Source organism: Candidatus Leptofilum sp., assembly GCF_965223285.1.
Taxonomy (GTDB): Bacteria; Chloroflexota; Anaerolineae; order Promineifilales; family Promineifilaceae; genus Leptofilum.
In genome coordinates, this window is record NZ_OZ244997.1 from 6,073,358 (window position 1) to 6,085,785 (window position 12,428).

Below are 12,428 nucleotides of genomic sequence, written 5' to 3' on the forward strand. Positions count from 1 at the left end.
ACGAAATGGCAGAAACTAACTCTCTGATAAATCTTGAGGATAAGAAGTTACGTGAAGGCGTTCGCATAATGTGCGAATGGTTGGGAATTCCGGGTAATGCTACAAATTTGTATGACCTATACGAAGCAGTTTTCCGAGAGCAAGAAAAAGCACGCAAGCACACAAATGAACTCAATGAAATCCTAGAGAAACTCGGTTAGCTCAATTTTATTTGAGTGAGGAGTAAGCATCCTCAAATGCGTCTCGGCTAACACCGTTCGCATGTGAGCATGCTCACTCCTCAATTTTTTAAGAGGCGTTGGCCACGAAGTTGATGATCAAATCCACTTCGTTTTCTACGTTGGCAACGTTGGGCACCTCTGGAATGGTGAGTCCATAGGTGTCACGCAGGACGGTGGCGGTGGCGGTGCCGGAAATTTCTGTTTCAGAAACGGCCGTTGCCACCACATTAAAAGTCACAGCTTCAGTCACGTCTCGAATAGTCAAGTCCCCCTCAATGGTAAAGCTAATTTCTTCACCGATGGCCGCAGATTCGGGTAGACCAGAAACGGCCGTTGGCACAAAACTGATAAACTCATAATCGCCTGTATCCAAAATCTCGTTTTGGATAGCCCGGTTGCGGAAATCATTGTCTGTTTCCAGTGTGCGTGCGTTTATTCGAATTTCCCCCACCTGCGCAGTAGACAAATCGTTGAAATCGAGGGCAAGCTGGCCAGCAACCTGATTGGTTGACCCAACCACCGTAAACCGGCTACCGCGCAAATCCTCATCTAGCTCAAAACGAACCTCAGAAGCATCTTGGCTAATATCAAAAATCAACAGTCCGCCAGCGGCCGGGGCTTCTTCTTCCTCTACGGGCGGCTCCTCAACTTCTTCTTCCAGCTCTTCAGCCTCGTCCATTTCTTCTGGTTCGTCAGCCTCTTCAATTTCAACAGGGGGTTGTTCTGCTTCGGCTGTCGGTTCTTCAACTTCCACCTCTTCTTCAGCTTCCTCAATTTCCAGGGGGATCGCCTCAATAGTGGCACTGGGAGCTTCTGGTTCCTGCAACAAACCACAGGCTGAAACCAGAAGCATCACCGCAAACAACAGTAGTGCTTTAAATATATTCTTGTACATAAACATCTCCTTTTATCTAAAAACCAAATAAAATTTGAGTCCAAAGCATCTCGAAATTGGTTTGTACTTGAGCAAACCAGCAAAAATTATGCCCTTGCCGAGGCAGCCCGGATTTTACGTACTCAATTTAGCGTTGGATTAAATCTTTGCCGCCTCTTAGTAAAAACTCATGTTGTGTCTCCGTGAGCAACCTGTTGCTGCACGGCACTGGCCTATTCGTTCAACCAGTTATTCACAATCTGCTCCACGTCTAGAGCCTCTGCGTTTTCCAGTCCATTGAGGGAGGTAACGATTGCTTCACGAACGGCCGTTACATCCCCATCATTTGCTTCAATAACCGCGACCAACGTCGTGCCATCTGTTAACTGTGCCTGTAATTCTTCCGGTGTAAGCCCTAGCTGTTGCGAAACGGCCGTAAACACGGTATCAGCTACCTCATCTGGATTGGGCGCGGCCTCACCTGTCTTGGTTTGCAGCAAACGCACCACAGCCCCCACCAATGCCTGCTCCTGAACGCCACCAACCTCTCCAGAGGCAATTTGTGCCTGACGGGTGGCAATATCATCTTCGCTTAAATTGCCGCCACCCCGGCCACCTAACCCACCAGGGCCACCGCCGCCAGGGCCACCACCTTGCCCAATGCCTCCTGGAGGCACAATACGCCCTTCGCCAGCTTGCCCCTGTCCCTGGCCCGCGCCACGACCAAATGTAATGGTGCCGCTCTCCAACAAGGCAGTCAACGTCTCTTCGGTAAGAGCCATGTCTGCAATGGCCGCAACCTGCTCAGGCGACATACTGTCCTGAATTTGGTTGAGAACGGCCGTCACTTCTGCCGAAGCGGCCGTATCGCTGTCGCTTAGCGATTGAGCCGCTTGCCACAAAGGAATCAGCTCTGCCGCCAACGCCTCATCAACTGCCAGCTCAGTCTCATCCAGTTGGATAGTGCCAAGCGCAAGCTGGGTCATGATCGGCAGCGCGTCGTCATACGCTTCATCGAGGCGGATTGGTTGGGTCTCAGCAGTCTCGTTATTATTGGTTGTTGTATTGGAAACGGCCGTATCGTTATTTCCAGCCTCATCAGGTGCTGCACAAGCTACGGTGCTGAAAGATAATGCTAAAAGAAGGAGTAAAAGTAGTTTCTTCATCATATTTTCCTTGTTACTTGTTGTAGGGGCAGCTCACGAGCCACCCCTACAGTTCATTTTATTCATGTCGTAACGCTTCAATTGGATCAAGCTGGGCGGCTTTGTTTGCCGGAAAAAATCCAAAAAAGATACCCACAGCCGCAGCCGAGCCAAATGCCAGCGCGATAGAGCTAGGCACAATAACAGTCCGCATATCGCTCGTTGAGCCAAATAGATAGGACCCACCTACCCCAATAGCGACGCCAATTAAGCCCCCCACCAAGCTAAGCATCAAGGCCTCGGTAAGAAATTGAAGCCGGATATCATTCGGGGTGGCTCCCACCGACTGCCGAATGCCAATCTCGCGGGTGCGTTCTGTGACGCTCACTAGCATGATGTTCATAATGCCAATGCCGCCTACCAACAAGGAGACACCCGCCACCCACGCCAGCAAATTACGAAACGCTTCTGTGGTTGCCCCCTCCGTATCGATGATGTCTTGCTGGGTTTGCATCGTAAAAGGGAGTTCGTCTACCGAAACATCCTTGCTATTGGCCAGCTTTAGCTGAATTTGTTGGATGACCAAATCCATATCTGCCTCTGGTTCCACCTGCACATAAATAATTCGCACCCGATCCCCAGCCAATTGTTGGAACTGAGTCGGTAAAAATCTGTCAAAAACCAGGGTAATCGGCACGTACAGCAGGGAATCAAAATCTGTATTGCCCACAATCCCTTTTTCCTCAGCAACGCCGATCACCGCCAGCTTGGTTGTGCCAACGGTGATGGATTGGCCGATAGGATTGGCATCCCCAAACAATTGCTCCGCCAGAGATGATCCTAAAACAGCGACTTTGGTAGACCGCTCAAGTTCTGTTTCGTTAAAGAAACGGCCGTCTGCAATCACAACATCCCGCACATCAGGAAAATCTGGCGTGGTCCCCATCAGCGCGACGTCCGTCAGAGTCACATCCCCTGCCTTCACGGTTTGGGAAGTTGTTTGGTCCACCGTCGTTCCAGCGACGCCGCTCACCGACTCTACAATCGCAATATCATCGTAAACCAGGGATGGTTGGTTGCTATTGCTACCGGGAGCACCACGCCCAAAGCCTGCCTGGATAAAGACCAGGTTCGAGCCTAAGCCTTCGATTTGTTCAGCGATGGTTGCCTCGGTGCCGGCACTGATGGCAATCATGATGATGACTGCCCCCACGCCAATGATGACGCCAAGCATGGTGAGCAGTGAGCGCACCTTGTTCCGAATCACGCCTTCCCAGGCGATACGGCTAATTTCCAAGGGATTGATGATGGTGGCAACGGCCGTTTCTTCCACCTGCACTTCATTTTCAGAAATTCCTGCTAGATGGACTGCTTCGCTGCTCATGCGGCACCTCCCGGTTGGGTACGGCCGTCTGACGCCACCAAACCATCCACCAGCACAATCGACCGTTCCGTCTGTTCAGCAATATCCGGCTCATGCGTCACCATCACAATCGTCCGTCCACGTTCATGCAATTTGTGCAGCAGCCCCATAATCTCGTTGCCCGTTTTTGTGTCCAGGTTGCCCGTCGGCTCATCTGCCATGATTAAAACCGGGTCATTTACCAGTGCACGGGCAATGGCTACCCGCTGTCGCTGCCCACCAGACAGCTCATTCGGGTCGTGGTGTGCGCGATCAGCCAAACCAACTGCGTCTAATGCTTCCATTGCTTTCTCCTCACGCTCCGTAGGGGAAAGCTGCCCCTGCCGCTTATACACCAGCGGCAGCATCACATTCCGCAACGCCGATGTGCGCGACAGCAAATTAAACGATTGAAAAATAAAGCCAATGCGCTGATTGCGAATCACGGCAAGCTGCACTTTTTCCATTCCGCTTACGTCTTGGCCAGCCAATAAGTATTGGCCAGCCGTAGGCCGGTCCAAACAGCCCAAAATGTTCATCAGCGTACTTTTGCCAGAGCCAGATGGCCCCATTACTGCCACAAATTCACCGTTGTTAATTTGAACATCCACGCCGCCCAAAGCAGCCACTTGGATATCTCCCATGCCGTATACTTTTGTAAGTTGCTCTGTTTTTATGATAGGTGTCATGGGATTCACTCACTTTGCGTTTGCAGGATGCCGGTGGTGACTTCTTCACCCGCTGCAACGCCAGATAAAATTTCAGCAAAGCTAAAATCCATGATGCCTACTTCTACAAATCGGAGCGTCGGCTCACCCCCTTCCATAACAAATATTGAATATTCGCCCGGGGAAAGTTCACGCAACGCCTCAACCGGAACCAGCACCGTATTTTCTGCCCGCCCTCCAATCACTTCTACGGAGGCATTCAAACCAACGGGTAACGTTTGTGGCTTGGCAAAATCATCTAGCATCACCAGGGCATGAACCACGGTTAAGCCGCTTTCAACGCTCAATTCCGGGTCAATTTGCACCACAGTGCCGCTAAACTGCTCATCAGGCAACGCATCAAACGTCACGTCTACCTCGTACCCCACACCCACCATATTCAAATCTGCTTCGTCAAGAAATAGCTCCAAAACAGGCTGCGACAAATCTGCCAAAATTAGCAAATCGCCACCGACGGTTTCGCCAACGGAGCCATTGATTGTGGTAATCGTGCCGTCAATAGGGGCGATTAGTTCCGCTGCGGCCACAGCTTCTTCCGCGTTCTGCAAATCTATGGCCGCCTGGGCCAAACTGAGTTCGTTGGCTTCTCGATTGAGCAATGCTTGTTGCAGCGACAGTTCGGCTTGGCGAACGGCCGTTTCTGCTGTGGCAATCGCATCTTCATCGGGGCCACTAACGACCGTTTCCAGCGCTAGCTGGGCATTAAGCAAACCCGTTTGGGAATTGGCGATGCTGCTACTGCTGCTGTTGGAGACGGTTGAACTGTAATTGAGCTGCGCAATTTGCAATGACTCTTCGGCCCGCAGCAAAGCATCGGCCGTACGGTCACGCTCATTTTCCAGCGCAGTGGCATGGCGCGGATCGCCTAGCTCCCAATCCCGGCCAGGGTCCCAGGCAACGTCGTAGGCGTCCTGTGCTTCTGCCAGAGCCCGTTCCGCCTGCTCAACGCTAATATTGCTCACGGCAATGTTGGCACTGCTAGCTGACGCCTGCCCCAGCGCTGCGTTGTAGCTTGCTTCGGCGGCAGCTAAATTGGCTTCAGCCAGCGCAATCTCATCTTCATCTGGCGTCCAGTTGCGCAAATCATCCAGCGCCGCTTCCGCTTCCGCTAGATTGATTTCCATCTGCGCCACGCTAATATCGTCATAGCTGACACCTGTTGCCGTCACAGAAGCATCCGTCTGCATCGCCGCACGCTGATATTGCAATTGGGCATTTACCAACGCTTGCTGCGCATCAGAATCATCAACCCGCGCCAGCACATCCCCCGCCAACACCTCATCCCCCACCTGTACCAGCAGTTCTACCAAGGTGCCATTGCTGCCAAAGCCAACGGTCACTTCTTCAGCAGCCACAATATTGCCAGCCCCAACGGCCGATACTACAATATCGCCTTGCCGGGCAACGGCCGTTTGCAGCTCATCTTCTACTTCATTTTGAGCAACGGCCGTTGGCAACGTTTGCTGGTAAAAATAGTAGCCCACACCAGCAACAGCCAAAACCATTATCAATCCTATCCATACTCTTCTTTGCCTCAACATTGTTTCAACTCCTATTCAAAAATTATGAACAGCAGTGTAAAAAATGATTGTTCAGAAAATGTTAAGATCGTATGGGTTTTCTGTTATCCAAGCCCTTGACAAAATGGTTCAAATGTTCTAATCTCTTTGCCTATACGAAGTTATTGAAGAAGGAGCGATTAAGCGTGAGTGAACAAAATCCATTAATATCACCAGATCAACTGCCACCAGCCAAAGATGCTCCCCCCCTCTCGGCAGATGCCTCTATCCAGGCCGCATTAGGTCTTTTTGAAACCCACATGCGCAATGAAGGGTTTGCCATCAATACCATGAAGGCATTTGCCAGCGATGTACGCTTGTTAGGCAAATATCTAGGTATTGGGCAGCCAATTGGCAAGATCGGCACCAACAATTTGAATGATTTCCTGAAATGGCTCCTGGAAGAACGAGGCGTGCCGTGCAGCCCAAAATCATACGCCCGGCGGGTGACAACGCTGAAGGTTTTCTTCGGCTGGCTACATGAAGCTGGCGTGTTGCCCAACGATCCGTCAGCGGCCGTAATCCAACGCAGCGTCAAAAGCCCCCTCCCAAACATCCCCACCGAGGCAGACTTGGAAAAAGCGTTGGCCGTCTCCCAACAAATGCGTGAAGGTAGCCAGGAGAGCAAAGCAGATGCACGCCCCCACCTTTTACTAACTTTGTTGCTGCTAACAGGCATCAAGAAAGGTGAAGCGATGAGCATTGTGCCCAATCACATAGACCGCAACAATCCAGACCAGCCCATGCTATTCATCCGGTACGCAAATCCACGTCTACGCTACAAAGAACGCAAGCTCTACCTGGAGTCAGAATGGCTGGATGTACTAGATGAATACCTCGCAAAGTACAAGCCACCCGATACGCTTTTTACCTGCACTCCTCGCAATCTAGAATACATTTTGCGGGACATCGGGGATGAAGCCGGTTTGGCGCGCGGGCTTCTTTCATTTGAAAATTTGCGTTGGGCCTCCACCATGCGCGATTGGCGTGCCAACGTGGAGCAAGATGACATTCGGCAAAAGCTGGGACTATCCAAAATTACCTGGCGCGAAACAAAATCGAAGCTAGAGCGGCTGGCAGCGCGGGAGAATGAAAAAGAATTATAAGACTTCCGAGGTTTCTAAACTCTGTTTACTCGCCGCCACTCTCCCTAAGTGTGGCGGCTTTTTGATCAGCTTGTCTCTTTCCCTTTCGGGAACCATCTACACCTCAACATCGTTATAGAGTTGCTTAAACATTGTTTTTCCTGGCAAAAAAGCCGTCGTTGTGAGGACAGCGACGGCTTTTTTGTGCTACAAATTGGTTTATTGCTCGCCTGGCGTGGTGCGGTCAAGCGTGCGCGTAAGGGTGTGTACGTCTACACGTTCGGTTTCCGGGGTTGCGTAATAGACAACGGCCGTTACCTCATAGGTGTCAGTCGGCTCTTTGTCCCGCAAATGTACGGTCAGGCTAAAGTTGGTTTGCAGCGTCTCGATGACGTGCAGTGAACCCGCTTCTTCCCCCCGCTCATTGATAAACGTGACTTGGATAGACGGCCGTTCCAAAAAAGGCGTCATGTCGAACCCTACGGCCACGCGACGGCCGTCCTCGTGCATGTACAGCCCCAACTGCTTAATCCGCACCTCATCCCGAGGCTTTGGCCCTTCAAACGGGTCATCGAAAAACTTAATATCCATACCTACTGACCTGAATCTGCCTCCTTTTCCTCAGACTCAAGCCGACGCTCCTTAATTCGCTGATAAATATCTTCAAGGGTTAGATCATCCAACCACTCATGACGTTCAACAGAATAATCACCAGAACCCGTCTCAAATTGTTGCATAAAACGAATCATCCCAACAGGGCTAAGTTCACGGGATAATACTTCTAAGCCCTTTTGTCGAATTTGATTCAAAGTCATTGTCGATGCAGTCATTATTTAGTTTCCCTCTGGCCAGACAACCAACTCAACGGGTTATCCACCACAACATTTAACTGTCCGGCAAGATGATTTGCCTTGCGTATTAATTTATCGTCGGTCGTTAGAAATACATCGATAGCTTCTGTTTCCAAACGCATACGGTCTTGGGTTTGGTCGTCAAACGGCCGATTCAAACAACAAACATCCAAATAAATCTTCATTGCAAAATATTATATCATTTAGTGAGCAATTATGATGACAACTTCATTTTATCCCGCTCAAACGAGGCCAGCCGCTCCAAAACCTGCACCAGCGTCACCTGCCACTCCTTCGTACTCAGGTCGCGGGGCATCCAGATGGCTTTGCGGCTGACGCGCACCGCTTCGCCCAGGAAGCGTTGCAGGCGGAAGCGATCAATGCCTTCCAAATCGAGCAGGCGGATTTTGATTTGGCCTGCTTCGGTGGTAACGGCCGTTACCTGTGCCCGCTCTGCCAAAACCTTAATCCGCAGTTGGTACAGCAAATGATGCACCGGATCAGGAATGGGGCCAAAGCGATCCGCTAACTCTTCGGCCATCTCATCAATTTCAACCAGATCGCCCAGCATGGCCATGCGGCGGTAGAGCCGCAACCGCAGAGCCGGGTCTGGCACGTAATCGGGCGGTACGTAGGCTGCCAACGGCACATCGATGAGCGTTGCTTCTGGCAGTTCGGCAGGCAAAACCTCACCTTTGCGCTCTGCCTTACGACGTTTCACCGCATTTGCCAGCAATTTAGTGTACAGATCAAAGCCGACGGCCGAAATGTGCCCACTTTGTGCGCCACCCAGCAAATCACCTGCACCCCGAATTTCCATGTCCCGCAAGGCAATTTGGTAACCGGCCCCCAAATCCGTTTGTTCAGCAATGGTTTCCAGGCGCAGGCGTGCATCCTCATTGAGCGTGCGCCAAGGTGCGTGGAAAAAATAAGCGTAAGCCCGTTTGGCACCGCGCCCAACCCGCCCGCGCAGTTGGTACATTTGCGCCAGGCCAAACCGATCGGCTCTATCAACGATAAGGGTGTTGGCATTGGGGATATCCAGCCCGCTTTCGATGATGGTGGTGCTAATCAATACGTCAATTTTGCCCTCATCAAAGTCGGTCATGATGCGCTCTAGCTGCCGCTCGCTCATCTGACCGTGGCCGATGGCTACCCGCGCCTCTGGCACCAGCCGCTCAATTTGCTTGTGAATGATGTCGATGGTTTGGACGCGATTGTGAACCAGGAACACCTGTCCACCCCGGTCCAGTTCACGCTGGAGGGCACGCTTGAGGCGCGTCTCGTCGAAGGCACCAACGTATGTTTGTACGGGCAGTCGCTCGGCTGGTGCCGTGTCAATGATGCTGATATTACGCACTCCGGTGAGGCTCATGTAAAGCGTACGCGGGATGGGGGTCGCGGTCATTGTCAACACATCTACTTCGGTACGCCATTGTTTGAGCTTTTCTTTATGAGCGACGCCAAAACGCTGCTCCTCATCTACAATCACCAGCCCCAAATCCTTAAACGAGATGTCGTCAGACAACAGGCGGTGGGTGCCAATGATGATGTCGATACGACCGTTTCGCAATTGCTTCACAATCCGCTGCTGCTGAGCATGGGTGCGAAAACGGGAGAGCATTTGTACGGTGACGGGAAACGGCCGTAATCGCTCATAAAACGTATTGTAATGCTGCTGCGCCAAGACAGTCGTTGGCACCAAAATCGCCACCTGCTTGCTATCCATCACCGCCTTGAACGCCGCCCGCAAAGCCACCTCTGTTTTGCCATACCCCACATCGCCACAAACCAGACGGTCCATTGGCTGGGGCTGCTCCATATCCGTTTTGACCTCGGTAATGACGCGCAGTTGGTCTTCCGTTTCACGGTAAGGGAAGCTGGCTTCTAGCTCTGCCTGCCATTCACTGTCTGGAGAAAAAGCATGTCCAGCGATGGTCTCGCGGGTGGCATACAAATCGAGCAAATCATCGGCCAACTCATCAGCCGCTTTTTGCGCTTTGGCTTTGGCCTGCGTCCAGGAGCGTTCACCGAGGCGATGCATGGTAGGCGGCCGTTCGTCAGAGCCTACCCATTTGCTTAGGCGGTCGGCGTGGTGGGCGGGCACATAGAGCGTGTCGCCATTAGCGTACTCCATGAGCAAATATTCCCGCTGCATACCACCAATGTTGCGGCTTACCAAGCCAGCAAAACGGCCGATCCCATACTCCAAATGCACCACATAATCGCCAGCCGTGATATCGGCAAAGCGGGCTTCCGGGGCGATGGGGCGCGGCGACCGCCAGCGGCGGGGCGCGGGGCGGTTCCAGCCAAAAATCTCGGCGTCGGTGAGCAAATCGAGCAAAATTTCATCATCTTCGCGCCGCACCAGCACAAAGCCTTCAGGCAGTGCGCCTTGGATAAAGGTGAGGCTGCCGGGTTGTGGTAGCGTGGATAGTGATTGGTTTGGGTGACCCGGTGATAGTTCGCCGCCGTTGGCATCGCTTTTCAAGCCACCACGGAGAATGAGGCTTTCTGGAGGGATGTCGCGGAGTTCTTCGCGCCAGAGGTCTTGCAAACGTGCGGCTTGCTGGCTAAGCACCACCACCCGATCTCCTTCTTGCTGGGCCGATTTGAGCTGGGTGAGCAACGGCCGTACCTGCCCGCCATAGCGCGGCCCCGGTTCAAACGAAGAGGCAAGATCGAGATACGGCCGTTCCGGCTCATCTTCTCCTTCCCCATCTCCCAAAATAAGCGGCTGCCACCAGTTCAGCACATCCCTGATTTGCTCCCAGGCAAATAGTGGGCTTTGGTAATTAGGCGGCAAGCTAACCTGCTCATTGGCAATCTGGTCGGCGTGTTGCTGAAGTTCAGCAACGGCCGTAGCCAATTCACGCCAATCATCCACCACCACTAGGGCATCATTAGGCAAATAGTCCAGCAGGCTGGCCGGTTGTGGGTAAAGCAGCGGCAAATAATATTCCAGGTTGGGGAAGGCTTTGCCACCCTGCAAATCAGGCACATCATCTCGCCAGGAGGGCAAGCTGGCACCTTCCGTGTCCGATTTAACTTCATCTGCCAAAGACAGGGCAAACTCAGCAGCGACGCTGGGCAAGGCTTCCCGTGTTGGCGGCACAATCATCATATCTGTCTTGGCACTGCCATTTACCTCAATGGAACGCTGTGTTGCTGGGTCGAAGGTCCGCATCGTATCGATCTCATCACCAAACAGCTCAATTCGCACCGGGTGTAGGGTGGCGATGGGGAAGATGTCGATGATGCCCCCGCGCCGGCTGAACTGCCCGGCGGCTTCTACGACGCTTACCTCTTCATACCCAATGCCCAGCCAGTTGGCCGTTATTTTTTCCAGATCAATAATCTGACCCACACGCAGGACGCGCGTGCTGGTCATGAAGCGACGCTTGGGCAGCGTTTTTTGCAGGAAAGCCCGTGCCGACGTGACGATAAGCGGCGGCAAATCCAAAGCGGGCATCTGTGGATGCTGCCCGGCCATCAATCTGGTCAGAACGGTGAGCCGATCCGCGCGACAGCGTTCGCTCCACGGGCCGCGATCGTTTGGCAGTGGTGTGGGTTCTGGCAAGCGGCGCATCACGTCGCCAGGGGGCAACCATGTCTCCAATGCTTGAATCCAGGCGGCGGCAGACTCCACTTTGCCGGTAATCAGCAAAACGGGGACGTTTCTTTGTAGATAAAGTTGGGCAAGAACGGCCGTGCGCGCGCTCGTTGGCAAGGTCAACGCGGGAACCGACTTTTTCTCGTCCAGTTCCGCCACAAGTTTGCCGAAAGCGGGCAGGTCGTTAAAGATGTTGAGGAGTCCAGAAACAGTCATGGTAGTAGTTAATAGTTGTTAGTAGGTAGTAGGTGGTTGTTACTAGCGACCAACAACTAGCCACTAAAATCATCATTCTTCATTTACAAGGGAACCATTGTGGCGCGACATGGCTAGCTGAATGCCGTCACGCAGATAGGTTTCGATGGCGCGGACGGCCTCAGCCAATACGTCGTCGAGCAGTGGCAAATCGTCTTTGTGAAAATCTTGCAGCACGTAGGCAGGCACGGGCATTTGCCCCGGTGGTCGGTCAATCCCTAACCGCACGCGCGGAAATTCCTGCCCCAAATGATTGATAATGGACTTCATGCCGTTGTGGCCACCAGCCCCACCTTTTTCGCGCAGGCGGATGGTGCCAAAGGGTAAATCCAGCTCATCATAAACGACCAGCACGTTTTCCGGCGGCACTTTGTAGTAGCGGGCCAGCGGGCCGACGGCGTCGCCGCTGCTGTTCATGTAGGTTTGCGGCTTGGCGATGATGATGGGCTTGTTTTGGATACGGCCGTTGCCCACAATCGCCTTATTTTGCACCTTGCTGCTTTGGATGTTGTGGGCAGCCGCCAACGCATCGACAGCCATAAAGCCAATGTTATGCCGATTACCTCGGTATTTGCGACCGGGATTGCCCAGGCCAACGATCAAAAATCGTTCTGTGTCGTTCATTTCATTAAAGTCATTTGCCGGTTCAGTCCGGCGACGAAGCAGTTTGCGTAAGAAGCGCACGTTACTAATAT

At 52.6% G+C, this 12,428-nt stretch carries 12 protein-coding genes; 2 read left to right on the forward strand and 10 right to left on the reverse strand.

Annotated features, from left to right (window positions below; genetic code table 11):
• The first annotated feature begins 5 nt into the window (after positions 1-5).
• Positions 6-200, forward strand: coding sequence for a hypothetical protein (locus ACOQPU_RS27160; RefSeq protein WP_420642960.1), 195 nt, complete (start codon positions 6-8; stop codon positions 198-200).
• Between the two features lie 88 nt (positions 201-288).
• Here ACOQPU_RS27160 and ACOQPU_RS27165 read toward each other — a convergent pair whose 3' ends face one another.
• The 5 genes from ACOQPU_RS27165 to ACOQPU_RS27185 all read right to left on the reverse strand — a co-directional run bounded on the left by ACOQPU_RS27165 (position 289) and on the right by ACOQPU_RS27185 (position 5,875).
• Positions 289-1,116 carry a YceI family protein gene (locus tag ACOQPU_RS27165; protein ID WP_420642961.1) on the reverse strand — a complete coding sequence of 276 codons (828 nt, stop codon included), beginning with the start codon at positions 1,114-1,116 and terminating at the stop codon, positions 289-291.
• 212 nt (positions 1,117-1,328) lie between these two features.
• Complete coding sequence (locus ACOQPU_RS27170) at positions 1,329-2,264, reverse strand: hypothetical protein (RefSeq protein ID WP_420642962.1); 936 nt, start codon at positions 2,262-2,264, stop codon at positions 1,329-1,331.
• A 55-nt stretch (positions 2,265-2,319) separates the two neighbouring features.
• Positions 2,320-3,624 (reverse strand): ABC transporter permease, encoded by a 1,305-nt coding sequence (locus tag ACOQPU_RS27175; RefSeq protein WP_420642963.1) that lies wholly within the window; start codon positions 3,622-3,624, stop codon positions 2,320-2,322.
• Positions 3,621-4,331, reverse strand: coding sequence for an ABC transporter ATP-binding protein (locus ACOQPU_RS27180; protein ID WP_420642964.1), 711 nt, complete (start codon positions 4,329-4,331; stop codon positions 3,621-3,623). Before ACOQPU_RS27180 ends, ACOQPU_RS27175 begins: the two co-directional genes overlap by 4 nt.
• Positions 4,332-4,336: 5 nt before the next feature.
• Positions 4,337-5,875 carry an efflux RND transporter periplasmic adaptor subunit gene (locus ACOQPU_RS27185; RefSeq protein WP_420642965.1) on the reverse strand — a complete coding sequence of 513 codons (1,539 nt, stop codon included), beginning with the start codon at positions 5,873-5,875 and terminating at the stop codon, positions 4,337-4,339.
• Positions 5,876-6,075: 200 nt separating this feature from the next.
• Between ACOQPU_RS27185 and ACOQPU_RS27190 the strand changes: the two genes are divergently transcribed.
• Positions 6,076-7,035, forward strand: a complete 960-nt coding sequence (locus ACOQPU_RS27190; protein WP_420642966.1) for a tyrosine-type recombinase/integrase — start codon at positions 6,076-6,078, stop codon at positions 7,033-7,035.
• A gap of 198 nt (positions 7,036-7,233) precedes the next feature.
• On the opposite strand, the gene ACOQPU_RS27195 is transcribed toward ACOQPU_RS27190, so the two are convergent.
• The 5 genes from ACOQPU_RS27195 to pth form a co-directional block, all read right to left on the reverse strand.
• Complete coding sequence (locus ACOQPU_RS27195) at positions 7,234-7,605, reverse strand: hypothetical protein (RefSeq protein WP_420642967.1); 372 nt, start codon at positions 7,603-7,605, stop codon at positions 7,234-7,236.
• A 2-nt stretch (positions 7,606-7,607) separates the two neighbouring features.
• On the reverse strand, positions 7,608-7,844 hold the full coding sequence (locus ACOQPU_RS27200) for a hypothetical protein (RefSeq protein WP_420642968.1): 237 nt from the start codon (positions 7,842-7,844) through the stop codon (positions 7,608-7,610).
• Positions 7,844-8,050, reverse strand: a complete 207-nt coding sequence (locus ACOQPU_RS27205) for a hypothetical protein (protein ID WP_420642969.1) — start codon at positions 8,048-8,050, stop codon at positions 7,844-7,846. Before ACOQPU_RS27205 ends, ACOQPU_RS27200 begins: the two co-directional genes overlap by 1 nt.
• Positions 8,051-8,079: 29 nt before the next feature.
• Entirely contained in the window at positions 8,080-11,694 is a 3,615-nt protein-coding gene (mfd, locus tag ACOQPU_RS27210) for a transcription-repair coupling factor (RefSeq protein WP_420642970.1), read from the reverse strand.
• Between the two features lie 72 nt (positions 11,695-11,766).
• Positions 11,767-12,417, reverse strand: a complete 651-nt coding sequence (gene pth, locus ACOQPU_RS27215) for an aminoacyl-tRNA hydrolase (protein ID WP_420642971.1) — start codon at positions 12,415-12,417, stop codon at positions 11,767-11,769.
• Positions 12,418-12,428: the final 11 nt, after the last annotated feature.

What these genes read in the sequence shown, in the direction of transcription:
- ACOQPU_RS27165 (WP_420642961.1), bottom strand. Translation starts at nt 1,116, where the DNA reads ATGTACAAGAATATATTTAAAGCACTACTGTTGTTTGCGGTGATGCTT.
- ACOQPU_RS27185 (WP_420642965.1), bottom strand. Translation starts at nt 5,875, where the DNA reads ATGGTTTTGGCTGTTGCTGGTGTGGGCTACTATTTTTACCAGCAAACG.
- ACOQPU_RS27175 (WP_420642963.1), bottom strand. Translation starts at nt 3,624, where the DNA reads ATGAGCAGCGAAGCAGTCCATCTAGCAGGAATTTCTGAAAATGAAGTG.
- ACOQPU_RS27205 (WP_420642969.1), bottom strand. Translation starts at nt 8,050, where the DNA reads ATGAAGATTTATTTGGATGTTTGTTGTTTGAATCGGCCGTTTGACGAC.
- mfd (WP_420642970.1), bottom strand. Translation starts at nt 11,694, where the DNA reads ATGACTGTTTCTGGACTCCTCAACATCTTTAACGACCTGCCCGCTTTC.
- ACOQPU_RS27200 (WP_420642968.1), bottom strand. Translation starts at nt 7,844, where the DNA reads ATGACTGCATCGACAATGACTTTGAATCAAATTCGACAAAAGGGCTTA.
- ACOQPU_RS27180 (WP_420642964.1), bottom strand. Translation starts at nt 4,331, where the DNA reads ATGACACCTATCATAAAAACAGAGCAACTTACAAAAGTATACGGCATG.
- ACOQPU_RS27170 (WP_420642962.1), bottom strand. Translation starts at nt 2,264, where the DNA reads ATGATGAAGAAACTACTTTTACTCCTTCTTTTAGCATTATCTTTCAGC.
- ACOQPU_RS27195 (WP_420642967.1), bottom strand. Translation starts at nt 7,605, where the DNA reads ATGGATATTAAGTTTTTCGATGACCCGTTTGAAGGGCCAAAGCCTCGG.
- ACOQPU_RS27160 (WP_420642960.1), top strand. Translation starts at nt 6, where the DNA reads ATGGCAGAAACTAACTCTCTGATAAATCTTGAGGATAAGAAGTTACGT.